Origin of the sequence: Paenibacillus polysaccharolyticus, from assembly GCF_023714295.1 — a bacterium.
GTDB classification, from domain to species: domain Bacteria; phylum Bacillota; class Bacilli; order Paenibacillales; family Paenibacillaceae; genus Paenibacillus; species Paenibacillus polysaccharolyticus_A.
The window spans coordinates 403,772-430,500 of the sequence record NZ_JAMAUN010000002.1; the positions used below are offsets into that span (position 1 = coordinate 403,772).

25 protein-coding genes and 1 other annotated feature (1 of these 26 cut by a window edge) are annotated in these 26,729 nt (G+C 46.8%); of the genes, 6 read left to right on the forward strand and 19 right to left on the reverse strand.

Annotated features, from left to right (window positions below):
* Positions 1 to 15, forward strand: a binding site (T-box leader) (it extends 205 nt beyond the left edge of the window).
* Positions 16 to 97: 82 nt separating this feature from the next.
* Genes proB through M3629_RS10540 form a run of 6 tightly spaced genes read left to right on the forward strand, consistent with a single transcriptional unit; the run spans position 98 to position 5,924 of the window.
* Entirely contained in the window at positions 98 to 1,201 is a 1,104-nt protein-coding gene (proB, locus tag M3629_RS10515; protein ID WP_251505602.1) for a glutamate 5-kinase, read from the forward strand.
* Positions 1,202 to 1,227: 26 nt separating this feature from the next.
* A complete protein-coding gene (locus M3629_RS10520) occupies positions 1,228 to 2,475 on the forward strand; it encodes a glutamate-5-semialdehyde dehydrogenase (protein ID WP_251505605.1) in 1,248 nt (415 codons plus the stop codon).
* Between the two features lie 36 nt (positions 2,476 to 2,511).
* Positions 2,512 to 3,378, forward strand: a complete 867-nt coding sequence (gene proC / locus M3629_RS10525) for a pyrroline-5-carboxylate reductase (protein ID WP_186809728.1) — start codon at positions 2,512 to 2,514, stop codon at positions 3,376 to 3,378.
* The gene (locus M3629_RS10530) at positions 3,371 to 4,594 is read left to right on the forward strand and encodes a 2,3-diketo-5-methylthiopentyl-1-phosphate enolase (protein WP_251505608.1); all 1,224 of its coding nucleotides are present in this window, start codon (positions 3,371 to 3,373) and stop codon (positions 4,592 to 4,594) included. Before proC ends, M3629_RS10530 begins: the two co-directional genes overlap by 8 nt.
* A complete protein-coding gene (locus M3629_RS10535; protein ID WP_251505611.1) occupies positions 4,591 to 5,268 on the forward strand; it encodes a 2-hydroxy-3-keto-5-methylthiopentenyl-1-phosphate phosphatase in 678 nt (225 codons plus the stop codon). The genes M3629_RS10530 and M3629_RS10535 overlap by 4 nt, the downstream gene beginning before the upstream one ends.
* A 2-nt stretch (positions 5,269 to 5,270) precedes the next feature.
* A complete protein-coding gene (locus tag M3629_RS10540) occupies positions 5,271 to 5,924 on the forward strand; it encodes a methylthioribulose 1-phosphate dehydratase (RefSeq protein WP_251505615.1) in 654 nt (217 codons plus the stop codon).
* Positions 5,925 to 6,000: 76 nt separating this feature from the next.
* On the opposite strand, the gene M3629_RS10545 is transcribed toward M3629_RS10540, so the two are convergent.
* From M3629_RS10545 to M3629_RS10635, 19 genes are all read right to left on the reverse strand, one after another.
* Entirely contained in the window at positions 6,001 to 7,335 is a 1,335-nt protein-coding gene (locus tag M3629_RS10545) for a multi-tm2 domain protein (RefSeq protein WP_251505617.1), read from the reverse strand.
* Positions 7,336 to 7,363: 28 nt separating this feature from the next.
* The gene (locus M3629_RS10550; RefSeq protein WP_251505620.1) at positions 7,364 to 7,816 is read right to left on the reverse strand and encodes a hypothetical protein; all 453 of its coding nucleotides are present in this window, start codon (positions 7,814 to 7,816) and stop codon (positions 7,364 to 7,366) included.
* The gene (locus M3629_RS10555; protein WP_251505623.1) at positions 7,809 to 8,309 is read right to left on the reverse strand and encodes an RNA polymerase sigma factor; all 501 of its coding nucleotides are present in this window, start codon (positions 8,307 to 8,309) and stop codon (positions 7,809 to 7,811) included. Before M3629_RS10555 ends, M3629_RS10550 begins: the two co-directional genes overlap by 8 nt.
* 305 nt (positions 8,310 to 8,614) lie before the next feature.
* Positions 8,615 to 9,319 carry a DnaD domain-containing protein gene (locus tag M3629_RS10560; RefSeq protein ID WP_251505626.1) on the reverse strand — a complete coding sequence of 235 codons (705 nt, stop codon included), beginning with the start codon at positions 9,317 to 9,319 and terminating at the stop codon, positions 8,615 to 8,617.
* Positions 9,320 to 9,339: 20 nt separating this feature from the next.
* Positions 9,340 to 10,635 (reverse strand): asparagine--tRNA ligase, encoded by a 1,296-nt coding sequence (gene asnS, locus M3629_RS10565; protein WP_145331706.1) that lies wholly within the window; start codon positions 10,633 to 10,635, stop codon positions 9,340 to 9,342.
* 102 nt (positions 10,636 to 10,737) lie between these two features.
* Positions 10,738 to 11,943, reverse strand: coding sequence for an acetate/propionate family kinase (locus M3629_RS10570; RefSeq protein ID WP_090917138.1), 1,206 nt, complete (start codon positions 11,941 to 11,943; stop codon positions 10,738 to 10,740).
* Entirely contained in the window at positions 11,940 to 12,812 is an 873-nt protein-coding gene (locus M3629_RS10575; RefSeq protein ID WP_123066052.1) for a 3-hydroxyacyl-CoA dehydrogenase family protein, read from the reverse strand. The genes M3629_RS10570 and M3629_RS10575 overlap by 4 nt, the downstream gene beginning before the upstream one ends.
* Positions 12,813 to 12,945: 133 nt before the next feature.
* Entirely contained in the window at positions 12,946 to 14,448 is a 1,503-nt protein-coding gene (locus tag M3629_RS10580) for an AAA family ATPase (protein WP_090917142.1), read from the reverse strand.
* Positions 14,441 to 14,968, reverse strand: coding sequence for a hypothetical protein (locus M3629_RS10585; protein WP_090917144.1), 528 nt, complete (start codon positions 14,966 to 14,968; stop codon positions 14,441 to 14,443). The genes M3629_RS10580 and M3629_RS10585 overlap by 8 nt, the downstream gene beginning before the upstream one ends.
* Before the next feature lie 327 nt (positions 14,969 to 15,295).
* Entirely contained in the window at positions 15,296 to 15,826 is a 531-nt protein-coding gene (locus tag M3629_RS10590) for a hypothetical protein (RefSeq protein WP_251505629.1), read from the reverse strand.
* Positions 15,827 to 15,870: 44 nt separating this feature from the next.
* Positions 15,871 to 17,178 carry an amidohydrolase gene (locus M3629_RS10595; protein ID WP_251505632.1) on the reverse strand — a complete coding sequence of 436 codons (1,308 nt, stop codon included), beginning with the start codon at positions 17,176 to 17,178 and terminating at the stop codon, positions 15,871 to 15,873.
* Complete coding sequence (locus M3629_RS10600) at positions 17,162 to 17,818, reverse strand: redox-sensing transcriptional repressor Rex (protein WP_251505635.1); 657 nt, start codon at positions 17,816 to 17,818, stop codon at positions 17,162 to 17,164. Before M3629_RS10600 ends, M3629_RS10595 begins: the two co-directional genes overlap by 17 nt.
* A gap of 217 nt (positions 17,819 to 18,035) precedes the next feature.
* The gene (gene dinG / locus M3629_RS10605; RefSeq protein WP_251505638.1) at positions 18,036 to 20,897 is read right to left on the reverse strand and encodes an ATP-dependent DNA helicase DinG; all 2,862 of its coding nucleotides are present in this window, start codon (positions 20,895 to 20,897) and stop codon (positions 18,036 to 18,038) included.
* Positions 20,898 to 21,201: 304 nt separating this feature from the next.
* Entirely contained in the window at positions 21,202 to 21,846 is a 645-nt protein-coding gene (locus tag M3629_RS10610) for a tetratricopeptide repeat protein (protein WP_251505641.1), read from the reverse strand.
* A gap of 93 nt (positions 21,847 to 21,939) precedes the next feature.
* Entirely contained in the window at positions 21,940 to 22,323 is a 384-nt protein-coding gene (gene panD / locus M3629_RS10615) for an aspartate 1-decarboxylase (protein ID WP_123066044.1), read from the reverse strand.
* Complete coding sequence (gene panC / locus M3629_RS10620) at positions 22,316 to 23,170, reverse strand: pantoate--beta-alanine ligase (protein ID WP_435368208.1); 855 nt, start codon at positions 23,168 to 23,170, stop codon at positions 22,316 to 22,318. The genes panD and panC overlap by 8 nt, the downstream gene beginning before the upstream one ends.
* A gap of 47 nt (positions 23,171 to 23,217) precedes the next feature.
* Positions 23,218 to 24,090 carry a 3-methyl-2-oxobutanoate hydroxymethyltransferase gene (gene panB, locus M3629_RS10625; protein WP_251505648.1) on the reverse strand — a complete coding sequence of 291 codons (873 nt, stop codon included), beginning with the start codon at positions 24,088 to 24,090 and terminating at the stop codon, positions 23,218 to 23,220.
* Positions 24,091 to 24,443: 353 nt separating this feature from the next.
* Positions 24,444 to 25,421 (reverse strand): biotin--[acetyl-CoA-carboxylase] ligase, encoded by a 978-nt coding sequence (locus tag M3629_RS10630; RefSeq protein ID WP_251505651.1) that lies wholly within the window; start codon positions 25,419 to 25,421, stop codon positions 24,444 to 24,446.
* Positions 25,408 to 26,706 (reverse strand): CCA tRNA nucleotidyltransferase, encoded by a 1,299-nt coding sequence (locus M3629_RS10635; RefSeq protein ID WP_251505654.1) that lies wholly within the window; start codon positions 26,704 to 26,706, stop codon positions 25,408 to 25,410. The genes M3629_RS10630 and M3629_RS10635 overlap by 14 nt, the downstream gene beginning before the upstream one ends.
* Between the last annotated feature and the right edge of the window lie 23 nt (positions 26,707 to 26,729).

Here is a 26,729-nt window from a genome sequence, read left to right on the forward strand (position 1 = left end):
ACTTTCGTCCTTTTTTAACCAAAGGACGGGAGTTTTTTTTGTACCTAAGCTGACTGCTTCGCAGTCACTGATTAATTATGTTTAAGGAAGTGAAATCATGACTTCACGTATTGTCGTTAAAATCGGAAGCAGCTCATTAACCACTGAAGAAGGCGGATTGGATCGCCAGGCGATAACCTTTTTCGCAGATGAAATGGCTTCGCTTGTTGCTCAAGGCCACGAAGTTCTGCTCGTCACTTCTGGTGCCGTTGCTGCCGGATTCCGGGAGATCGGGTACCCTCAGCGTCCCAAACAACTACATGAGAAACAAGCGGCTGCGGCGGTTGGGCAGGCTTTGCTGATGCAGGCATATCAACAGGCTTTTGCGGCGCACCGCGTTACTACAGCGCAAATCTTACTGACGCGTACCGACTTCCACAGCCGTAAACGCATGGGAAATGCGGGTATGACCGTAGAGGAACTGCTCAAGCAAGGGGTCATTCCTATTTTTAACGAAAATGATACCGTATCTGTCGACGAATTGAAATTCGGTGATAACGATCTGTTATCTTCGCTAGTTGCCAATCTGGTCAAGGCACAGCAGCTTATTATCGTCACAGATACGAATGGGTTGTACACAGCTGATCCACGTAAAGATCCTACCGCGAAGCGATACGACCGTATACCTGAAATCACAGCCGAGATATATGCATATGCCGGCGGTTCGGGATCAGCTGTAGGCACAGGGGGTATGCGCTCCAAGGTGGATGCGGCCAAAGTCGCCACACGCGGAGGTGTTCCTGTTTTTGTAGGCAGTGTGAAAGAACCTGGGGACATGCAACTCGCTTTGGATGGAATCGGAAAAGGAACTTATTTTGAGACCAAGCTGGCTTCACTCTCTCGCAAAAAACAGTGGCTTGGCTTCATGTCCACTCCCCTTGGGACAGTTGTTGTTGATCATGGTGCTGAGGAAGCGCTCGTTTACGGTGGGCACAGTCTGCTTCCCGTAGGCGTAAAGCGAGTTCTGGGCACATTCCATGCGGGCGATGTGGTCGAAGTACTTGGCCCCGATGAGTCGCTACTCGGACGTGGCATCGTCAATTACGATGATGATCAGCTTCGTCAGATCGCGGGACTGCCAAGCGGCGAGGTCATGAAACAGCTGAACAGCATCCATAGACTTGAAGTGATTCATCGCGATGAATGGATTACCTTGAAATAATAGCTGAACTAGAGGAGGAATTTAAGATGAGTGAAGTTAGAGAAAAAGCAAGTAAAGCCAAAGCTGTCGTCACCGAATTAAATCGGCTGAGTACGGAACAGAAGAACGCCTCACTGCGCACTATGGCTGACGCCTTAATTGCTTCGGCGGATGCCATCATTACTGCAAATGTGGAAGATCTGGATCGCGGCAGAGAACAAGGCACTCCTGAATCCATGCTGGATCGTCTGGCACTGAATAAAGAACGCATAACAGGCATCGCTGAAGGCTTACGTCAGATCGCGGAATTACCCGATCCTGTGGGCGAAGTGCTGGAAACTTTTACACGTCCGAATGGCCTGCACATCGAAAAATCAAGAGTTCCGATTGGCCTGATTGGCATTATTTATGAAGCTCGTCCTAACGTGACGGTTGACGCTGCAGGCCTTTGTCTTAAAACAGGCAATGCTGTACTTCTGCGCGGCGGCTCTTCTGCTCTCTCCTCCAATCGAAAAATTGTTGAGGTGCTACATCAAGCGCTGGCAACTACGGCAATGCCTGCAGATGCACTTCAGTTGGTAGAAGACGCAGACCGTGCTTCCGTTGACGAAATGCTCAAGCTGAACGGACTGCTGGACGTTATCATCCCTCGTGGTGGTGCTTCACTAATTCGCACTGTCGTAGCGAACGCAACCGTACCGGTCATTGAGACGGGTGCTGGCATCTGTCATACCTATGTGGATGAATCAGCGGACGAAGCCATGGCAACCGATATTGCTATCAATGCCAAAGCCCAGCGGCCATCGGTATGTAACTCTATGGAAACCTTGTTGCTACATGCAAACTATGCAGAAAAGCATCTGCCAACTTTGGCTGAGCGCTTCCGTGAAGCAAGTGTCTTATTAAAAGGTTGTGAAACGGTGCGTCGCCTTGTTCCGACAGCGGCCCAGGCCACAGAGCAAGATTACGCAACCGAGTATAACGATTATATCTTGAACATCCGAGTTGTTGAAAATCTGGATGAAGCTTTGCAGCATATTGCACACTATGGAACGAAGCATTCCGAATGCATTGTGACCCGTGATGCCGCACATGCAGAGCGGTTCATGCAAGAAGTCGATGCGGCGGCTGTCTATCATAATGCTTCCACTCGTTTCACTGACGGATTCGAATTCGGATATGGTGCCGAGATTGGAATCAGTACACAGAAGTTGCATGCACGAGGCCCAATGGGGCTGCCTGCACTGACGTCAAGTAAATACCGGATTACAGGCAATGGTCAGATTCGTCAATAATTTTGGGCAACCAGTCATATAGGAGGAACGATATACATGAGCCAAGAGCAACAGACACTACTACAACAAAAGATTACTTTCCACGGAGCAGGTGCGATGGCTGAAGCCATCGTGCGTGGGCTCATTTCCCGCCTTGTCGTTCGTCCTCAGGATATTACGATGCTGAATCGCAGCAACCTGAAACGTCAGGAGGAACTGAGTACCCGTTATGCCGTGCATACCGGAACGGCCTCACAATCATCGGATATCCTTTCCTCTTCACCTGTAATTGTGCTGTGTATGAAGCCCAAAGATGCTGCTGCGGCGCTTCGTGAACTGGGACCCCTGTTGTCCCCGAGCCAGCTGATTGTATCCGTTATAGCTGGACTATCGATCCGTACGATGCAGAGCCTGCTTGGCCGTAAACAGCCGATTGCAAGAACGATGCCTAACACCTCCAGCACGATTGGACTTGGTGCCACCGGGCTTGCTTTCTCTGCGGAGATTACCGACGAACAGCGTAGTACAGTCATGACCCTTTTCGAAGCTGTAGGAATCGTAACGATTGTGCCAGAAGACAAACTTGAAGTGCTCACGGGTATTTCCGGCAGCGGGCCTGCTTATGTATACTATCTAATGGAAGCCATGATTGCAGCCGGAATCCGCGGCGGCTTATCTGGTCAACAGTCTCGTGATCTAACCGTTCAGACGGTGCTTGGTGCCGCCCGGATGGTGCAACAGACCGGTATGGAACCGATGAAGCTGCGCAGTGATGTAACCTCGCCTGGAGGGGCTACGCAAGCAGCACTGAAAACGCTGGATGAAGGAGACTTCTTTGAAAATGTCATTGCGGCCGTAGGCCGCTGTGCAGAACGCTCTCGCGAGATGGGAGCTGCGTTGGAGGGAGATTTAAAACATGAATAACATGTGTACTGCCACATATCGACTGCATGATGATCATGCCGATTTTCACAAAAAAGCTCAATCGATTGCCATCGGAATGACGGTAGGCAGTTGGACGGAGCTACCTCAGGCTCAGCGTGAAGCCATGCAAAAACATCTGGGTGAAGTCATCAAAGTCGAGGTGCACGAAGCTGAAGGGTTAGCACCCGGAGAACGTTATGCAGATATCACCATTGGATATCCGGATATTAACTTTAGTCAAGATATTCCGGCTTTGCTTGTCACCGTTTTTGGTAAAATCTCGATGGACGGGCGCATCAAGCTGAACCATCTCGGATTTTCAGATAACTTCCTGCGTGCTTTCCCGGGACCGAAGTTTGGGCTGAGCGGTGTGCGTGATCTCCTTGGAGTTCAGGATCGTCCTTTATTGATGAGTATTTTCAAATCGGTTATTGGCCTGAATGCCGAAGAACTGCGGGAACAATTTATCCGTCAGGCTCTTGGGGGCGTTGATCTGATCAAAGACGATGAAATCCTGTTTGAGAACAAGCTTACACCGATTGAAAAAAGAGTTGAGGTCTGCATGAAGGCTGCCGAACAGGCTCGCCAAGAAACAGGCAAAAAACTTCTGTACGCCACCAATTTGACGGGACCTACCTCCCGTTTGAAACAACAAGCTGAACGTGCGATCAGTGCAGGTGCGAATGCGTTACTCTTCAATGTGCTCTCCTATGGTTATGATGTGTTGCATGAACTAAGCAGTGATCCTGACATTAACGTACCAATCATGGCTCACCCGGCACTTGCCGGTGCTTTGTATCCATCACCGCATTACGGTATTTCTGCGTCTGTTGTATTGGGACAGTTGATGCGTCTCGCCGGTGCTGATCTCGTGCTCTTCCCTTCACCTTACGGTTCGGTTACGATGCCGAAGGAAGAAAATATGGCGATCACTGAGCAATTGCTCACATCTGATCTACCTGTAAGAACAAGTATGCCCGTGCCTTCAGCAGGAATTCATCCAGGACTTGTTCCGATGATTCTGAGAGACTTCGGCAAGGATGTGATCGTCAATGCCGGGGGCGGAATTCACGGACATCCGATGGGAACCGAAGCTGGTGGACGTGCGTTCCTGCAAGCTATTGGAGCGGCTGGGCGCTCCATTCCGCTGGCCGAGTATGCTGCCGATCATCCCGAGCTGAAAAGCGCACTTGATCTGTGGGGTGGAGAACGATGAGAGGCAATAAGAAAACAGCGATTTTCTGTGATTTTGATGGAACCATCACACTCTCAGACAACATTGTCGCCATAATGAAACACTTCAAACCAGAAGGCATCGATGCCATCATGAAAGACACGATTGAACAAAAAGTATCTCTTCGAGAAGGAGTGGGAGCCATGTTTGCTCTTCTACCTTCCTCGCAAAAAGATGAAATTATTGAATTTGTTCTTGGACAAGCTGGCATTCGCGAAGGATTCCAAGCGTTTCTGGATTATGTTCGCAGCGAAGGCATCGAATTTAATGTGACCAGCGGTGGCATGGACTTTTTCATCGAACCGTTACTCGCCCCCTTCGACATTCCGCAGGATCATGTATATTGTAACGGTGCAGATTTCTCTGGTGAATACATTCGCATTGAATGGCCGCATCCTTGCCAGCCCCCTTGTAACAACGGCTGTGGGATGTGTAAAACGACGGTCATTCGTACGTTTCCGGAAGAACAGTATAACCGAATTCTGATCGGAGACAGCCTCACGGATTTCGAAGGAGCTAAAATCGCCGATCTCGTCTACTCCCGCTCCATTCTGACGGATAAATGTGTGGAACTCGGCGTAGATCATGTGCCTTTTACGACCTTTTATGACATCATCGAAGATATGAAGCAGAAGCAATTACAAGGAGTGCTGTAAACATGGGTTTTGAAAAGATTACACTGGAACATAAACGTCAGGTTCTGGAAGAACTAGCGGATGTCAAAGCATTGTTCGCAAGTCGAAACTGGTTTCCAGGCACAAGTGGCAACCTTTCAATGCGGGTGGGTGATTTCGACCCGGAACAATTTTATTTTGCGGTGACCGCCTCAGGCAAAGACAAGTCTCTGCGTACGCCGGAAGATTTCCTTTTTGTTGATAAAGAAGGCAAAGCGATCGAAGAAACTACGTTGAAGCCAAGTGCCGAAACGTTGATTCACTGTGAAATCTATCGTTTAACCGGTTGTGGCGCGGTATTCCATGTGCATACGGTGTTTAACAACCTAATTAGCGAATTTTTCGGTGAAGATGGTCATGTGCCGATTCAAGGTATTGAATTGATCAAAGCCTTTAACATTTGGGAAGAAAATGCAGCTATTCGTGTTCCGGTTCTGCCCAACTTCGCACATATTCCTGCCATCGCCGAATTGGTACCGGGTGTACTAGACGCTAATGTTCCTGGAATTCTGCTGCGCAACCACGGGATTTATGCGTGGGGTAAGGATGCTTTTGAAGCGAAGCGACATCTGGAAGCTTTTGAATTTTTGTTTGAAGTGATGTACCGCCAGCTTTTGCTGAAAGGCGCACAAAAATAGATTATAAAAAAAACACACCAGTGGATTAGGATCAGCCCTGGTGTGTTTTGCTTTTATACGGTTTCTTGTAAACGGATTATCGATTATCCCGATCCTTGAATAAAAAGAGGCTCTCCAAGTCATCATCCTTCGTGCGATTTGCACTGGAAATTGCGGCTCCAGCAGTAGACTCACGTTGTTTACCAAATAACAGCTTTAGCCCACCGAAGATGAGCAAAAATGAAACGATAACTGTATTCAAATACGAACGAATCTCATACGTGAGGAACACATTCGGGAATATCTCGTTTAATTGCGGAATAATCAGGCGGATCGTTAAATAGTACAGACCGAGAGCCGCGATTCCCATCCCGATAAAACGCTGATGTCGAACCCAGTCTTTGAAAACCGGCTGATCGTTAAGCGGTTCACGTCCATATCGACTGGAGCATTGAAGTCCGTCGAAGAAACTGTAGAACCAGATCAATGGAATCATAAAAAGGAAGACGGATAAGCGAAGCAGGTCCAGAATATAGATGCTGCCAAGGAACAGAAACATCAGTTGCAGACCTCTTTTTTGCAATCCGAGATACATATGCCCCGCACCCGGAAAAGCGGAGAGAAGTGTGGCCAGCACCTTGCTGCGTTTGCCCATAATTCTGCCTGTCTCCAGCTCTTCGAATAATGTTCGATCCTGGAGCACTTCACCTGCCTGCTTGCGATGTACATGCTGGACTGCATCAAACATGCAGTATACCCAAATTACTGGAAGAATGAGCAAAAACATCAAAAATATAGATTCGTTTGTAATGGCGGATACGAACACCATCATGGCGAATGAACCAAAAAATGCGATCAAAAAGGATAAGCCCCGGTGAAGCAATCCAAGATGTAAATGTCCAAGACCAGGCACAAATGAAAGCAATATGGTGAAAAAACGTTCTCCATCACTGCCCTTTTGATACATGGCTTGAGGACCGTTATAGGTTGCTCCGCCATGATATCCACCATATTCGTGCTCACCTTCAGCACCCTGACGATGCATGTCATCCTGTTTTATAGGTCCCATTGGTCCTTGTTCTCTAACATAACCCTCTGGATAGGTTGAACCTTGATGATTTTCAGGATGACCATAATGCATACCTTGTCCGTTGTAATACATTTCTCGGACGGAAGGTGCAGAGAGCAACACAATAATCATGTCTAGCATACTGAGACACCAGATAAAGATCACACCTAATAATCCAAAGACTAGTAGATCCTTATCACCGACCAAATAGGTCAGCATGACAAAACCAATGCCCGTTCCAAAAAATAATAACGGGTAAACTACAGCTCGGGCCGTTCGCCGCCAATAGAGGAACCCAAGCCCAGGGAACAGATTTAATAAAAATGCAAGTAATTTATTACGATCTGAATGCACAGTCGTCATCCTTTCTATTCAGGCCATGTGAAACCAATCAAGGTTTGGGTTTGAAATTATCCAGCCATGAGGTAGCTGCCTCAGTCCATTTCTCGGTAAATGAGCCTGAAGTGTCACCTTCTTGGAATTTATGATAAGGGGCCACCCTGTCAAACAGTCCGGAAGAGAGAAAAATCAATGTTAGACAGGCTGCTACAGCGTAATGAAATACTCTATGTTCAAACCATCGGCGGTTTCGTTCACCTCTAGAATGTCGTGTCTTGCCATCGGGCGCAATACTCTCAATTCGCTTCATGACGGAGTCGGTAAAATCCACTGAATTCGGTAATGCAGGGTAGTTTCGCTCCATATCTAAAGCTTCAAGATAATCTTGCATTGCGTCTGGTTCATTCAGAAGAAACTGCTCCATCAGAATCGCCTGTTTGCCGCTGATTCGGCCTTCGATATAATCCGTCCATTGCTGGATGGTATACATTTCTTTTTTACTCACGCCACTCTTCCTCCTTCCAATGATTTCGAATCCACTGTCTAGCTCGGTATAACCTTGATTCAACCGTTTTTACAGCAACCTGAGCCTCATGGGCAATTTGCTCATAATTTTTCTCGCTCAGATAATAAGCGGTAATAATATCCCGGTGCTGGGCAGGCAGCTGATTAATCCGCTCACGAAGTTTCTCCTGCCGTTCTTCACGAATGACACGAGCTAGAACGTCTTCATCCCGTCCAGGCAGATTCACTACCATTTCATCTCCGCCCAGATCTTCAGCACTCCGTCTGCCCAGCTTGCGTTTGGCATCAATAGCCTTATGAAAAGCAATCCGTGTGATCCACGTCTTGAACCCTTCGGATCGGTAGTCGGGGAGAGATTTATAAATCTGAATGAACGCTTCCTGAGCGGCATCCTGTGCATCCAGATCGTTACGTAAGACAGAATACGCCACATGATAGACATGTTGACTGTATTTGTCGATCAGAACACGCATTTGGGATGCATCCCCTTGACGGATTTGTTCAATTACGAGCGCTTCGTCAATAACTCTCCCCTCCTCTCCAATTCTATAGACGACGACGGGTCAACTGACCCCTGCAATTTTTATTAACTTTTTTATAAATAGTCTCTCTATAGGGTATTCTGGTTATATTTCTGGATCCGGCAGAAGCCTATTTAACTATTAAACTTCCTCATAAAAACGTGATATAGACATAGATAAACCTAATAAAAAGTATATTATGGAGCAAAATAAATCAAAAAACAGGCACAGAATGAATTCTGGCCTGTTTATTTAATTTAACGTCCGCCATTGCGGAAACGTTGCGTATACGCTTTGGCATCCTGTACATTTTTAACACGATTCCTGCTCCACTCCAGCAAAATTCGGTCGATGTACCTGAAATGCACTTTTCCTGCAAATACGGCTTCCTTCAAAGCCATCAGAATCAGTTCTTCCTGATAGCGATCCTGATCTAGCCAGCTAGAGATAGTTTCACACTCCATTGGCGAGAGAGGACGACCAAATTCTTTTTCAAAAATAGAGAACATATTTCGCTCTTCCTCTTCTTTTTGAACACTGTTCGAATCTGGACGTGAAGTATTGGCTTTTTGTTGTTCTGACCGGGCATGAGCTGCATCTTCCGCTGTACACATCGCAAGCTTGGCATACAAGCCGTGCAGGTCATAACGTTCATACTGAATATCCCGTTCTTCGTCCCGATGCTCATCTATCGTAATGTATCCATCCCTCATCAGACGCTGCAACATTCTGGCAATGCCTTCAGGAGCAAGTCCCATTCGTGTAGCAAGCTCTTCAAGGGTTGGAAATTCATTGAATTCCGCCTGACGGAAGCCCAGTAATTGAATGAGAAGCAGAACCTCAGTATCGGACAATCCAAGCGGATGATAAAAACGTAATAAGGCATACGGTAATTGAGCAGTACCTGAAGCCATACCGTAAGCTGCACCGCTTAACCAGGCTTTGGAGGACGCGTCTTCCATATACTCTTTTCCGTTAAGCATTAAGGGTACAGACGATAGAGCATACGAGGGAATGCAATAGTCTCACGAACATGGTCAAGTCCACAGATCCAAGCTACCGTGCGCTCCAATCCCAGACCGAAACCGGAGTGAGGAACCGATCCGTATTTACGCAGATCCAGGTACCATTGGTACGCTTCATCCGAAAGGTTGTGCTCTTCAAAACGCTGTTGCATCAGTTCTGGATCATCGATACGCTGTGATCCACCAATGATCTCGCCATACCCTTCCGGCGCAATCATATCTGCACACAGAACAACTTCAGGGCGATTCGGATCTGGTTTCATGTAAAATGCTTTGATTCCAGCTGGGTAATGCGTAATAAATACAGGAGTATTGTATTTTTCCGCAATCGCTGTTTCATGTGGTGCACCGAAATCTTCGCCCCAAGGAATGTCAAAGCCTTGTCCATTCAGGAACTCAATCGCCTCGTCATACGTAATACGAGGGAACGGAGCTGTAATGCCTTCCAGTTTGGAAACGTCACGTCCGATGGACTCCAGCTCAGCACGGCAATTTTTCACCACAGATTGAACGACATGTGCGATGAATTTCTCTTGTACGCGCAAGCTTTCCTCATGATCGACAAATGCCATCTCCGGCTCAATCATCCAGAACTCAATCAGGTGACGACGGGTTTTGGATTTCTCTGCACGGAAGGTTGGACCAAACGAATATACTTTACCGAGCGCCATCGCCGCAGCTTCCATATACAATTGTCCACTTTGCGTCAGATATGCATCCTCATCAAAGTATTTGATATGGAACAGATTCGTTGTCCCTTCAGCAGATGAAGGCGTCAAGATCGGCGGGTCCACCTGTGTGAATCCGTTACCATCAAAAAACTGCTGAACAGCACGAATAATCTCTGCACGAATCACCATTACGGCACGTTGCTTGGTGGAACGAAGCCATAGATGACGATGATCCATCAAGAAATCCACACCATGCTCTTTGGGTGTAATCGGATAGTTTTCCGTCAGATGAATGATTTGCACGCCAGTAACGGTCATCTCATACCCGGACGCGCTCCGTGGCTCTTCACGGATAATGCCTGTCACGTAGACAGAGCTCTCCTGAGTCAGACTTTTGGCATCATTCCAGATGTCTTCGCTGACTTCACTCTTAACCACTACACCTTGAATATATCCAGTTCCATCACGAAGTTGCAAAAACTGAATTTTACCGCTGGAGCGTTTGTTATTAATCCAAGCGCCGATGGTAACTGTCTCACCCACGTGCTCATTCACATTACGAATTACACAATTCGTATCCATGCCCATATCTCCCCTTGGTTCCATAAATTTGAAAATGCAGCGGACAGGTTCGCACCTGCCCTCTGCACTTCATTGTCATCCTGTATTTACTTTACAGTTAGATTACTTAGAATTCAATACGATTCGGTGTGTATCTCGTGCGATGACCAATTCTTCGTTCGTAGGTACGACGAGAACGTCCACTTTTGAATTTTCAGTTGTAATGCGGCGTGGTTCGCCGGAACGGATCGCATTTAATGCTTCATCCAGTTCAACGCCGAGGTATGTCAATTGCTCGCATACTTTCTGACGAAGAACAACGGAGTTTTCACCCACACCTGCTGTAAATACGATCACGTCTACACCGTTCATCGCCGCAGCATAAGAACCGATGTATTTACGCAAACGATATTCATACATTTCAAATGCAAGCGTCGAATTCGGCTCACCTTTTTCCATGCCTTCTGTAATTTCACGCATATCACTGCTGATCCCGGAGATCGCCAGAAGTCCGCTGTGTTTGTTCAACATGGAGCTAACTTCGCTTACGCTAAGTTCTTCCTTGTTCATAACATAAGGAACAATCGCTGGATCAAGGTCACCACTACGCGTTCCCATCATCAGACCTTCAAGTGGAGTCATACCCATCGATGTATCCACGGATACGCCGCCTTTAACAGCAGTTACACTACCACCGTTACCGACGTGACAAGTGATGATTTTCAAGTCTTCCACCGGACGACCGAGATACTCGGCTGCCGCTTTGCTCACGTAATCATGGGAGGTACCATGTGCACCGTAACGACGTACTTTGTATTTTTTGTAAAGTACACGTGGAATAGCATATAGATAAGCATGTTCAGGCATCGTTTGGTGGAACGCTGTATCAAACACCATTACCTGAGGCACACCTGGCATATTCAATTCCGCCGCACGGATACCCATCATTGCTGCCGGGTTATGAAGCGGAGCTAAGTCAAACAAACGACGGATTTCCGCTTTTGCAGCGTCGTCTACCAGTGAAGATTCTTTAAACGCTTCACCGCCGTGTACTACACGGTGACCTACAGCCTGAATTTCACTAACAGAAGCAACCACGCCGTGTTCCTTGTGTGTCAACAAATCAATGACTTTACGAATCGCAGTCGTATGTTCCAGAATCTCACTAACTTCCGTAACTTCCTCACGGCCAGTCGGTTTATGTGTCAGAATGGAAGAATCCATCCCGATTCGCTCTACCAGACCTTTTGCAAGTACCGATTCATCTTCCATGTTGTACAATTGATATTTGAGCGAGGAACTCCCCGCGTTAATTACGAGTATATTCACAGACGGTCACCATCCTTGTCGTACTTGAAGAATCCTTCTCCTGTTTTCACGCCCAGATGACCTGCGCGCACCATTTTTTTCAGGACAATCGAAGGACGATATTTCAGTTCTCCGAATTCACGGAACATTCTTTCGAGAGCTGCCTCAACGGAATCCAGTCCGAAACGGTCAGCCATTTCAAGCGGTCCATGTTGGAAATTATAACCGATACGCATTGCATCATCGATGTCCTCAGCAGAAGCTACACCTTCTTGCAGGACATGAAGCGCTTCGTTGATCAGCAAGCAGATCAGACGGGAGGTTACAAATCCAGGGGATTCATAGATCATAACGCCTTTTTTGTCTACGACTTCTTCAACAAAGCGGCGAGTTTCTTCGAATGTTGTATCGGATGTTTTCAGACCACGAATAATCTCAACAAGATCAACCCGGGATACCGGGTGAATAAAGTGCATACCAATAACACGCTCCGGGTACTTGGTCGAGCTTGCAAGCTCGGTCAAACTCAGCGTGGACGTGTTACTTGCCAAAATCACATTGCTTGGACATACCTGATCCAATTGATTAAAGACTGCTTTTTTAGCTTCCAGATCTTCCGAGATCGTTTCAATAACCATATCGCAAGAGCCCAGTTCAGCCAAGTGCGCTACTTTCGTAATACGGGAGAGAATCAATTTCTTCTCCGCTTTGGTAATCGCCCATTTCTCGAGCTGTTTATCCAAATTAGTTTCAATCATGTCATATGCATGATCAAGCTTCTTCGTCGTATGCTCCACCAGAAGCACATCAAGTCCTTTGGCTGCGAGCATCTGGGAAATTCCTTGCCCCATCGTACCGCCGCCGACAACTCCTATTTTTTTGAAAAACATGGTTCTGCTCCATCCTTTCGGTTCTCTATTTCTCTATTGTACCCTGTTCGCCGAAAATTACAAATTTCGACCCAACAACTAATAATATCTTAGCACGACTGAAATGTAAAAAAAAATAACCAGCATAAAGAAATTATGCTGGTAAACGTGCACTGTCACGAAATTGACAACGAAATTGTTCTCCTGACAAAACTTCCTCACGCATCAGAATGTCGAGAGAATTGTCGAAAATTGACCGTTGCTCTTCAAGCCGGCGTTTCGTCTGCTCCATCAGTTCCTGAAGAATAACTTTATTTTCTCTCATCAGTTCTTCGGTAGTGACCATATCCATATTTACAATCCCGAGTGACGTCAAACCGGAAGCCATCATCGTCTGTACAACATTCGTCGCTTGTTCAAAGTCATTGCGTGAACCTGTAGAACGACCACCATAGTACATTTCTTCGGCGGCTGCACCACCCAGTGCAATCATGATCTGCTCCTCCAGAAAACGTTTCGTATACAGAAACTGCTCCTGTTGCGGGTTATGACGCACGTACCCAAGTGCCTGTCCACGCGGACTAAGGGCTACCTGGCTTACGCTCCCAGGACGCACAAGCTCAGCCATAATGGCATGTCCAAGTTCATGAATGGCCACTCTCTTCTTTTCCTCAACGCTCGACTCACGATCGGTTTTCTCACCCATCATCACTTTGTCAATCGCAAGAGATAAATGACGCTGTTCGATGGTAAGCAAGCCCTCACGCATCGCATAGATCGCAGCTTCATTCATGACACTTTCGAGCTGTGCGCCTGAGAAACCGTAAGACTCTTCCGCTGTTTTTTCCAGGCTCACACCCTGTGTAAGTGGTTTGTTCACTGCATGTAGCTCAAGAATGTGTTTTCTACCTTTTTTATCTGGTAAATCCACCTGAATATGACGGTCAAAGCGCCCTGGACGTGTCAGTGCACTATCGAGCATCTCTTTACGGTTGGTAGCTGCAATCAGCAATATTCTAGGCGTATCGGATGTGTAGATACCATCCATCTCCGTCAGCAATTGATTTAAGGTCTGATCATACTCACGTTGCTGTCCGCCTTCACGTTTACCACCGATCACATCAATCTCATCAATAAAAATGATCGCATTTTCCTTGTTTTCCTTCGCTGCCCGTGTTCGGGCATCCTTAAACAAATCCCGTATTCTGCTGGCACCTACACCGACATACATTTCGACAAACTCACTGCCTGATGCAGCTACGAAAACTGAATCGGTGTAGTGAGCCGCTGCTTTAGCCATCAACGTTTTCCCTGTTCCCGGAGGACCCGTCAGCAAAATGCCTTTCATTGGCCTGATTCCGAACTTCTGAATTTCTTCATGGCGAATCAGAAAATCAAGCGCTTCTCTTAATTCCTGCTTGGCACTGTCCTGACCTCCAATTTCTTCAAACGTGAGTTTTGAAGGGCCTTTTTTCTTCCGTTTACGCTCTTGACCAGCACCTACCGTGATTCCACCGCGCATCTGCATCATGAATAACAACCCACCCACCAGCAATGCTGCGATCAGAATCGGAACAATATTCACACCGATAAAAGCAAGAAAAATGATAACAACTGGGACAATTCCTATGGCTGCTTCTTTTGTCCATTTAGGCATTAGGCCACACTCCTATCTGACCGGGTACACGCGGCAGTATAATAAACTTGCTGGCTTCTCCGTCTCGCAGACTTACATAAACATTGTTGTCATCCATCGCCGTATTGACTTGAATTCCTCCTGTAGCCATCTTGGACAACGTCGGAGTAATCTCGGCGTATTGTTTATTCTCCATCGCCTGGGCTACAGTAAACATGGCATCTCCCCACCAGTTTTCAAGCGCCTCATTGGAGTGGTCTACGACATCCAGTTTGAGCGCTCGGGAGCCGATCAGGTTCTGTCCTTCTCTATGAATATATTGCACCAGTCTACCTAAATCTACATTTGGCTTTAAATCAAGTTTCATTTGTACATCATTGCGGTTAATAGTTAACTGAACGCTATTAACACCTTCGTACTGAGTAACCATCTTTTCAATCGGACTCTGTACGGCTACTTGACGGTATATGAACCAACCTCCAAACAACAGGACGGCAGAAACTACGGCGGTTAGAACAATAGGCAATACTTTCAGCTTCAAATGAATTACCCCTCCCAAAATGAGCCCGTCATTAATCTACAGGCTTGTATATTTAGCTGTACATCATGTCTGCAACGTTTATTGCAGATTTATTTGCGTTGTTTGTTAACTTCAGTACATATCTGAGTATATCACATCGTATATACAATTTCGAAGGCGAAAATATGAATAAATTAATAATTTTAACTATTTCATTTGATGTTCAATGGTTGGAATGCCAAAAAACCGGTTCAGTCGGTATCCCGTCTGCCGGTTTTTTGCTTATTGTTATGTGAAACTACTTTGAGTGGATTGTTCTATTCATCATAACGGAGAAGAAAGACGAAGTCAGCTGTTCGGTAAAGTATATACCAGATCGACTTGCTCTCCATTGCTAAATCGGTAAAAGCGATAATAGTTATGCGTATCATCGTTATAGTACACTTGCCACACATAGATATTGTTCACAACACCTGGCATGATCCGTTTGATCTCACCGCCTGGAACGTCTGAGCTGAAACGGTTACGAATCTGCGTTTCGGTCATCCCGTTCTGCAATAACTCACTGTGCACACCTGCCGCGCCTTGAACAGGCTGATTGTTATTATCAAACTTAACCCAGACCATAATGTCCTGATTATCTTTGTTTTTAGCTGTCATCGTCCAGTATATGTTGTCAGCGCCACTCTTTTCGCCCCACACGTACTTCCGCAGTTCATCAGGTGCTGTAATGCCCAGCTGGTTCTGTGCCGATTCAATCGCCAATGCTTCTTCCTGCCGCTGATCCTGCGTGACATAGACGTAATATCGCTGAAGCCCAATCAAGATCAGAATGAGAATGAGCAGCGATATCCATATCCACTTCTTTTTTTTCTTCAAGAGTTGAACTTCCTTTCCCTAAAAGTGCGCATTGAAGTTGCCTCTTAACGCGCAAGCAATTGATCAAAGGCCAACTGGGATTCCCGCAAAATGCGCTCTTCATCCAGAGTTAAACATTCACCATGTTTTACGACTTGTTTGCCATCTACCCATACATGTTCCACATCTTTCGCCGAAGCCGAGTAAATTGCATGTGAAATCAAATCTGTGTGTGGATAGAAGTGAGCCTGTTCAATGTTGAGTGCAATAAAATCAGCCTTTTTACCAACTTGCAAAGCTCCAGTATCGTTCAGGAAGATGGACTTCGCACCGTAAGCTGTTCCAAGAAGCAACGCTTCCCCGGCAGGTACGGCGGTAGGATCACCGGATACTCCTTTATGAATTAAAGCTGCAAGTCTCATTTCCTCAAACATATCGAGATTGTTGTTGCTTGCCGGTCCGTCTGTTCCCAAAGATACAGTAACTCCTGCTTTCAACAAAGCGGGAACACGAGCTACACCCGATGCAAGCTTCAAATTACTACCCGGATTATGGGATACAGCGACATCATGACGTGCCAAGATCTCGATCTCTTCATCGTTGAGATGCACAGCATGCGCTACGAGTGAAGGACGTGAGAAAAAGCCATGCTTCTCCAAATGTGCCACCGGACGCATGCCATAATCTGATACATTCTGCTCCACTTCACGAAGCGTCTCTGACATATGCGTATGGAGAGGCAGGTTTAGATCATGCGCAACTTGAACAAGCTTCTCTATGTAATCTGGAGGGCATGTGTAAGGCGCGTGCGGAGAGATTACGGTTGTGATGCGTCCATCCGCCTGTCCATTCCATTCACGCGCAAACGCAGCGGACTCTTCGAGCTTTCGCATCTGCTCTTCTTCGGAGCACAATCCAATGACACCGCGAGCCAGCGCAGCTCTTGCTCCTGACTGTTCAACCACTTTTGCTACCTGATCCATGTGGTCATACATGTCCAGGAAAGCTGTTGTTCCGCCTTTTAACATCTCAAGCACCGAAAGGGATGCTCCCCAATACACGTCCTCAGAAGTCATTTTGGCTTCCATTGGCCACATTTTTTCTTGTAACCACACTTGCAATGCCAGGTCATCACCATGACCTCGAAGCAGAGACATTGCCGCATGACCATGCGTATTGATCAGACCCGGCAGGAAGAGCAGTCCTTTTCCATCCACTTTAGGCAGGTTCTCCTCACCATCCGGCAGCGTCTCACCAATATGCACAATCTTGTCATTTTCAACGACCATATACCCTTGAATCACAGTCCAATTGGCACCTTCATTTACAGCAAATTTACCATTTTGGATTACCCATTTATTCGTTGTTGTCATCAAGCTCATCTTCCTTCCCGTTCTCCAAATAATAAGCCAAACTGAGCAAATCCGTTGTAAAGTCAGCATGATGAATCCGCACATGTGAAGGCGTTTTTAGAATCGTTGGTGCAAAATTCAGGATCGCCTCAATGCCCGATTCAATCAGTTGATCGGCAACGTTCTGAGCTTCGGTGTCCGGCACCGTGATGATCCCGATACGAATGTTATCTTTCTGAACCGCTTCCGTAAGTTCTTCCATAGGTTGCACGGTCAGGCTATTGATTTTGCTGCCAATCTTAGGCCCATAGGCATCAAAAATAGCGACAATTTTCATATTGTCCTTCAAATAGGCGTTATAATTCGATAAAGCATGTCCGAGATTACCGGCTCCCACCAGAGCCACATTAATTTGCTGATCGATTTTTAAGATGTGCCGAATTTTTTCAATCAGGTAAGACACATCATACCCGATTCCTTTACGACCAAAATCACCGAAATACGCTAAATCTTTACGAATTTGAGCTGGATTCAGATCCAATCGCTGTCCGAGCTCCTGCGAGGAAACCGTTGTCACCTCACGCTGAACCAACTCGTTTAAATAACGCAAATATACAGGCAGGCGCCGTACTACCGCTTCTGATATTTTATCCGATTTCATTCTTGCTCCCCCTTACCATCGCCACGAATAAATAAATATTGAAAAGATGAGCATTCTGTATACATGCAAGATTCATGCATCATGTCCTCATACAGAATGCCCGAATTATTAGGAATATAAGTTCATATAACGCTGCCCTGTCCTAACTTTGTGAAGTCTTCTTCAAAGTTTAACGCCATGTTGGAGCACAATGCAATGTTATAGCTGTACATCGTGATTATTTTTGAGTTACTGCAGGTCGATCTAACCATTCAGCAATACGGGGAACCATTTGTTCTGTGAGCATATGCTCCATCTTTGGTCCCGGCAGCGAATACAGGAAGTACTTGCCGTAATAAGCTTCAATCACTCGTGTATCATACACAATGACGATTCCGCGATCTTTGCCCGTCCGAACCAGTCGGCCGAACCCCTGCTTAAAGCGTATGACTGCTTGCGGCACAGACAGCTTCATAAATGGATTTTTCTTCTGCTCTTGCAACAGTTCACTCTTTGCTTCCAGAAGCGGATGGTTAGGCGGCTGGAAAGGCAGTCTTACAATCGCAAGACAGGTCAGCGCTTCACCCGGAATATCCACGCCCTCCCAGAAACTGCTCGTACCCAGCAGAACTGCTGCTTTGGCATCCTGAAAGCGCCGAGTCAGCTTCGAACGATTTCCGCTATCAACACCCTGCCCCAGGAGCGAGATGTCGTTTCCAGACAAAGCCTCTTTCAGCGGCTCGTAGACTTGTCGAAGCATTTTATAAGAAGTAAACAACACCATCATACGTCCTTGGGTAGCTATCGCTGTTTCGGCAAGAGACTGCACCAGCATCTGTACAAAGTGTGCGTCTCCTACGCTGCCCTTCAAACTCGGGAAATCCCGCGGGATTACTAACAAAGCTTGTTCCCGATAATTGAATGGGGAAGGTAGCATCGAGGTCAGAAGCCGATTATTGTCGGCAGCTTCCTGCAAACCCAGTTGCTCAATCATGAACTGGAATGACTTATCCACCGACAGCGTAGCCGATGTAAGCACAACGCTTTTCTTTTTATCGAAAAACATCTCTTTCAATTGCGCGCTCACATCCACCGGAACAGCGTATAGCTGGAGTGACTTGCTACGGAACTGTCCGCTGGCCTCCATCCAGTACACGGTCTTGGCATCATCCATACGCATGAAGAATCTTAAATTCTCCTTCATCGTCGTCAGATCTTTCAAGAGCCCGGTGATATCAGTGATCAGACTGTCGGACTGATAATCATCCTGATCTTCTTTTACTTCGAGCAACAGTTTGTCACCCTTACGAACCAAATCACCCAATGTCACATAGATCTGGTTCTCCAAATCCTGCAACTCCTGCCACTTGGCAGGCTTCTGAGACGCTTTAAGCCGCAGCGAGAACTGTCCGGTCTCCCCTGGAGAAGCATCACTCCGTTCAGGCAGAAGACCAAACAGAGCATCGCTCAGACGATCCCACATTTCCTTCACTTCAACGGCAAGGGGAAACATCTGATCCACCATTGAACCCCATTGTACACCGTTCTCGTGCCCTGACAACTGAGAGCGAAGCATCGGAAGCTGACCATTACGACTATCTTTGAACAAACGGGTCAGTGTGTGTACGAGCGTAAAATACTTCATGTGAAGCCCCAAGTGTTTACCTGCTACATCTTCAAGATGATGGGCCTCATCAATGACCAAACTTTCGTAAGCTGGCAAAAGCTGATGAGCAGCCTTCACGTCTGTGAAAAGCTTGGAGTGATTGGTAATCACAATATCAGAAAGCCCCGCCTCATGTTTCGCACGATGATAAAAGCACTTACGGAACCACGGACAGGATCTACCGAGGCAAGACTCGGACTCGCTTTGTACCGTTTCCCAGAAGTCTCCTCCGCGTGCACTGAGGTTCAATTCTTCATCGTCACCCGTTTCGGTTTGGGTCAGCCACACGATCATTTGTGCTGCCGTGAAGTAGTCCTCTTTCGGCGTAGCAAATTCACGTTTGTTGATTTTCTGTTCGAATTTACGAAGACAGAGATAGTGGCCTCTCCCCTTGAATACGGAAGCTTTGAACGGAAAAGGAACCACCTGCGTCAGCATCGGAATATCCCGCTCGCGCAGTTGTTCTTGCAAGTTAATGGTGTGAGTGCTTACCATCACCTTCTGTTCTTGTTTTACACTTTCGTAAATAGCAGGCAACAAGTATCCCAGGGATTTCCCTGTTCCCGTTCCGGCTTCCAGCAAAAGATGTTTCTCTTCATCCAGCGCCTGCCGTACACTGCCAAACATCTGTGTCTGTGCTTCACGCTCTTCATAATGATCCAGTGTCTCTTTGAGGTTCGCGCGCACCTGATCCATAAACTGATCAAAGGTCACACCTTCCAGCGGGTTCGCTTCTCTTTCATCCCGAGGTGCACCAATTTCCGTCCAGTCACTGACGTTAAGCGCCAGCTGACGGTAATACGTATGACCATCCAGGTCCTGAATCGGTTCTGCTTCCTTCTCTGCACGTAGTCCGTCGAAAAACCAGCCCAGATCACTGTCCTCTGGTGCAAACAGATCGCTAAGCCGCTGGATTGTAATTAACGGCAGCTCTTTAAGCTCATCAAGACATTTAAGCAAAACATGGGCTGTTGCCAGTGCATCACTGTCTGCCTGATGGGGGCGGTCATGTTCAAACCCGAATTCGGCTGATACATAACCGAGCTGATATGAACCCAGCGATGGAAATGTAATTTTTAAGAAATCAATCGTATCCAGAATACGGCCTGTAAAAGGCAAATAACCACATCGATCAAGCGCATTCTGTAAAAAATGAAAATCAAATGCAACGTTATGGCCCACTAACACCACATCGTCAAGAAGCGGTACCATCTCCATCATCATCTCTTCAAGAGACGGAGCATCCGCGACATCTTCCTCTGTAATTCCGGTCAACCCTGTAATAAATGGCGGAATTGGAACACCCGGATTTACATAAGAACTATATATTTGAGTTATGCTGAAGTCATGGTCTATGATGGCAAGTCCGGCCTGTATGATCTCACCGTCGGACTGCGTGCCGGTTGTTTCGAAATCCAAAACGGCAAATTTCATTGCAATATACGATCCCTTCCATTCCAGTCTATGTTACAGCATAGCAAAAAAAAGGACATTTGAAAATTAACTGACAAAAAAGCGGTGTTTCCGCCGCTATGCCATAGGAGGAAACACCGTTCTTTTGTTGCCAAATGTCCATTTCAATTCGGGGCAATTAGTACGTGTCTTGAAGCCACTGAAGTGCATCTTTTACCGCCTTTTTGAGCCCTGCTGCGTCAATTTCTCTTGAAATGCCTTTGCGCCTAACGCTAAACTTCCTGGCTTGGAACAAAAATCGGCAAAATTGGCTACCTTCAGGTTTTCAAACACAACCTAGCTGGTTTGCATATTGCAGTTTACCTCGGTTCAGCCTGCAAACTTCCATATTGTACAGAGGTTCAGTCAACGTAGGGTCATACTGAAGGGCTTGGGCGAACAGGGAGCATGCTGCTTCTGGATTGGAAAGCTTCGCTTGGATACAGCCCAGAGCATTACATACAAGGCCTTTGAGTCTTGCTGATCCCTTAAGTAGCATAATCTGCTGTAAATGGATTTCAGACTCATAAATCTGCTCCAGACTTAAATGTGCGAGTGCCAGGTAAAAACGGGCTAAGGCACTATCCGGGTAATCGTTCACAACCCGTAAGAATTGATCAATAGCCTGCGGATACATCTGTAGCTTAAAATATCCTTGGCCGCGGCTGAAGCATTCCAGATGAAGTTCAGGCAAAGCTGTCACTGCTTCCTGCTCGGGCTCAAGTGAAGCTGGTTTGTCCAGCTCCCTTTCCCGAATCTGACTCATCTTTTCTTCAAACATCAGCCATTCATCCAGCATCCCGTCACTCATCCGTTTAAGCAAATTCCATTTCTGTTGCAGTTCCTGTTTGTCCAGACCTTCAGCGGAAGGATAGCTCTTGATAATTTCATCTAACATGTCGTTCATTTCGGCGAAAACATGCTGGAACATCGATGCATCCCCACCCTTGGAAAAATGGATTAGTGCAGTGACCTGTACTCATTTTTTGCTGGATGGGCCGTTTTCATTCTTCTTCCCAGCCGATTACAAAATTGTCGCGTGAACTTCTTTTTTCATGGTCTGAACCGGTTTGTTCTGACCGTCCACAAAAACCACGGTTGGTTTATGCGTATTCGCTTCTTCCTGAGACATCATGGCATACGAAATGATAATGACTGTATCTCCGGGCTGCACAAGACGAGCGGCAGCACCGTTCAAACAGATCACACCACTGCCCCGAGGCCCGGGAATAACGTAGGTTTCAAGCCTGGCTCCGTTGTTGTTATTCACAATTTGTACTTTTTCGTTTTCCATTAAATCCGAAGTTTCCATTAGATCTTCGTCAATGGTAATGCTACCCACATAGTTCAAGTTAGCTTCCGTTACCGTAGCACGGTGAATCTTGGATTTCATTAGAGTTCTAAACATGGGACAGCACCTCCACTTTTTGGATACGAATATTGTCAATTAATCTTGTTTTCCCAAATTTCACGGCTAGTGCAATCAGCAGATCATCATATGCCTTCAATTCCTCTTGGTCTGCAAGTGGCTCCAGACTTGGAAAAGCCTGAATCTCGGCATAATCAATAACAGCATGAGCAGATTTACCGATATGTTCACGGAGCACACGACGAATGTCCTCCGCTGTAATAGCTGTCCCTGTTTCCAGTGATTCCTGTGCGGCTCGTAGTGCCTGAGACAACACCAAAGCTTCCTGACGCATGTCCGTGCTTAAATAGACATTACGGGAGCTGAGCGCCAAACCGTCCTGCTCACGAACGATCGGGCAAGGGATAATGTCCACTGGCATATTCAGATCATGTACCATTTGCTCTATAACGGCTACCTGCTGTGCATCCTTCATACCAAAAAAGGCCTTCTGCGGTTGCACGATGTTAAACAGCTTCGATACAACGGTAGTTACGCCGTTGAAATGCCCTGGCCGGGATGCGCCACATAAGCGCTCTGTAATCCCGGATACGGCAATCGTCGTTTGCGTCGGCTGAGGATACATCTCTTCCACCGAGGGAATAAATACGATATCTACCCCTTCAGCACGAGCCGTTTCAAGATCGCGTTGTTCATCCCGAGGATAACTTTCGAAGTCTTCATTCGGGCCAAACTGTATCGGATTAACAAAGATGCTTAGAACAACGATGTGGCTCTGTTCTCTCGCTGCTTTCATCAGGCTGGCATGGCCTTGATGAAGGTATCCCATGGTGGGTACCAGCCCAACGGTCGTTTCTTCGGCATGGATAGCTTGGTTTTTTCGCATCAAGCTTAGTTCCTGTCTTAACTCTGTGATCGTGCGTATGACTTTCATCAGCGAATTTCCACCTTTTCTTTGCGTTGTCCATACAATCCGTCCAATACACCATCTGCTGCACTAAAGACATGCTCCTCAGCCGGGAAGGAGCGATTCTTCACTTCTTTTACATACGTTTCAATACTGCTGCGAATCACACTTCCTACATCACCATAGGTTTTGACAAATCGTTTAGGCGTGTATGGTGAAGCATACTGAACGACATCATGGAAAACGAGCACTTGACCGTCACATCCCCGCCCTGCTCCAATGCCAATGGTTGGGATCGACAATTCCTTCGAGATTGCTTCGGCCACTTCTTCCGTCACGAGTTCGAGCACGATGCCGAAAGCTCCTGCGGCTTCCAGCGCTTTGGCTTCATCCATCAGACGTTTGGCATCTGCTGCATCCTTGCCTTGAATTCGGTAACCACCGATCTGATTCACCGATTGTGGTGTTAATCCAATATGTCCGAGCACAGGCACACCTGCTTGCACAACAGCCTTGACTGTCTCTGCAATCTCAACGCCGCCTTCCATTTTGACCGCATGAGCATGACCTTCCTGCATCAACCGGCGAACACCTTTCAATGTTTCATCAACGCTACCGTGATACGTCATAAAAGGCATATCTGCAACGATAAACGTGTGTTCCGCTCCACGCACAACCGACCGAGTGTGGTAGACCATATCATCAATCGTGACTGGCAAAGTTGAGTTATAACCAAGGACAACATTACCTAAAGAGTCGCCCACCAAAATCATGTCAATGCCGGCTTCTTCGGCGAGCAGAGCAGTTGGATAGTCATAAGCTGTAATCATGCTAAGCGGGATGCCATCTTGCTTGTATTTTTTCATCTTCACAATGTTTAATGCTTGTTTGTTTGCCATTTGTCTTGTACCCCTCTCACCTTTTCAATTAAACGCAACAAAAAAACCTTTTAGTTTTCCACTAAAAAGTCCCGAAAAGTCAAAAAAGAGTCACTTGCGATCGTCCCTTCTGTCTCGGTCCTCTTCGGCTCAGAGCAGAATCCAACAACACATTTGTTCTTATTCCATTTTTCCCTTGCTATTGCTGTCCTACTTGTCTACGTAAAACGCATCAAGCAGAACTAAGGTTACTGCTCATCGGAGTGCAGCTCGGTCTTTACAGCCCGATACCGCCTCACGAAAACAGTATACCAAAGTTCTGCTCAAAGTTCACGTCTTATGTTCGAGATCATTCAAGAGTTTTCGACAAAATATCAGCTTTTCCAAGTCACTTCGCCAGATATGATCAGTTCGCGTACCCCATCCTGCTTCTCAACTACCAGTGCTCCCGAAGAGTCCAGCCCTACAGCTGTTCCCTCAATCACACCGTGAGGATTGGTAACAGTCACCTTTCGATTTAACGAAACGGACAACGCTTCCCATAGTGAAGATATAACTCCAAATCCCTCTTTTTGATATAAAAAATAAAGATGTTCCATTTCCGTTAAAATAGCGGCTGCCAGCCCCGTCCGATCAATAGCTTGCCCTGTTTCAATCTGAATCGAGGTGGCAATCTGTTGCAAGTCTTCCGGATAATCCTGAGAATCGAAATTTACATCTACGCCAATGCCCGCAATGCAATATCGAACCTGATGATCTTCCACCGCAGATTCAAGTAAAATGCCACATATCTTACGGTCATTAATCAACAAGTCATTCGGCCATTTGATGCCAGCCTCTGCACCAGTATAAGCTCGAATCGCTCGACATACAGCTACACCAGTCATAAGGGTAAGCTGGGGCGTATGTTGCAACGGTAATTCGGGGCGTAGCAGCACGCTCATCCAGATCCCTTTTCCAGGAGGGGAGAACCACTTGCGGCCGAAACGCCCTCTGCCGCCAGTCTGTTCTTCAGCGAAAACCACCGCGCCCTCACTCTCGCCCTCTTCTGCCAGCTTAAGAACATCAGCCTGTGTAGATGACGTTGAGGACAGCATGATCGCTTTACGGCCAAATGTCGTCGTCTTCAGAGCAAGTTGGAGAGCTGTCTCATCAATGCTTTCGGGTCTCGTGACCAGACGGTACCCTCTACGGGAAACGGCTTCAAACTCATAACCCATCTCCCGTAATTTATTGACATGTTTCCATACCGCGGTTCGACTGATGGACAATTGCCGGCTAATCTCTTCGCCTGACACAAATTGTCCGTCAGCATGAAGTAACATATGTAATAAGTCCTCATGCTTGGTCATTCGCAGCCACCCGTTTCACTTCAGCACTTAGTGTTTCATACTGATTCTTTATATTTCCAATCGCCGTTTCCCTGAGCAGATGTTTCATGAGTTTTCCGAGCCAAGGTCCACCTTTGCGCTCCACTAATTGCAACACCTGTTCACCGGTGATTTCGAGTTCTTTTATTGCGTGGACTGGCATGGATCGGCTCCAGTCTGCCGCGAGAGTTTGAACTTTAACGAGTCGATCATGTGTCTGTTCAGAACCTTCACGCCACTGTTTCGGCAATTGCTCTTCCAAGAGCAGCCAGTCGTTAGCCGCCTGAGCACCACAATGGAGTACGGACACAATCCAGTTTTCCCGCAGCCCTTGATCATCTTCGCACTGCTCCACAAAATCAGTCACCAGTTGCTCCATCTGGAGCACACCCGTAATTCGAACACGTTGTTCATTGGAAAATGTCCACAGCCGCAATAACTTGTCTGCTTCTTCCCGGTTGTATCCACCAGCCAGCAACACACATGACCATCGAAGCAACACATGTCCTCCTGTCAAATGTTGCAAGCCAGTTAACAAATCTTTATTGAACCTGGAAGAATCCACTGGTGCTTTGACATACTCTAGCGCTCTGCTGCGAAATAACAATTCCAATCCCTTGAGCGGATGAGGACCTGCCATCATTTTTACCATCTCGGTACGAACCCGTTCCATCGCAATATGCCGGAGCAGTTCGCGTTGATCAACGAGTCCCTTCCAAGTATTGTACGCAATCCTGAAATTAAAGACGGAAGCGAACCGAACGCAGCGCAACATACGCAGAGCATCCTCACCAAAACGCTCAACCGCCAGGCCTACACAACGCACAAGCTCTTGTTTAATATCAACTTGTCCGCCAAAAGGGTCAACTATAGCTCCCTTCGCGTCCATTGCAAGAGCATTCATGGTGAAATCACGCCGCTCTAAATCTTCCTTGATGTCTTGAACAAACTGCACCGCTGCAGGCCTACGATTATCCTGATATTCCGACTCTGTCCGAAAAGTCGTCACTTCAAAGTAATAGCCGCCAGAGCGAACCGTCACGGTCCCGTGCTGCAATCCTGTAGGAATACAATCATCAAAGAGAGCCATAACTTGCTCGGGAGAAGCAGAGGTCGTAATGTCCATGTCATCCACGGCACGACCTAGCATTTCATCCCGAACACACCCGCCGACCCAATAGGCCTCAAAACCATGTTCATTTAATCGAGCAAGGACATTCTCACTTTCTTTTGCCATTTTATCATCTGCTTGTGTCCATTGAACCACCACATATCACCTCTTCTCTTGCC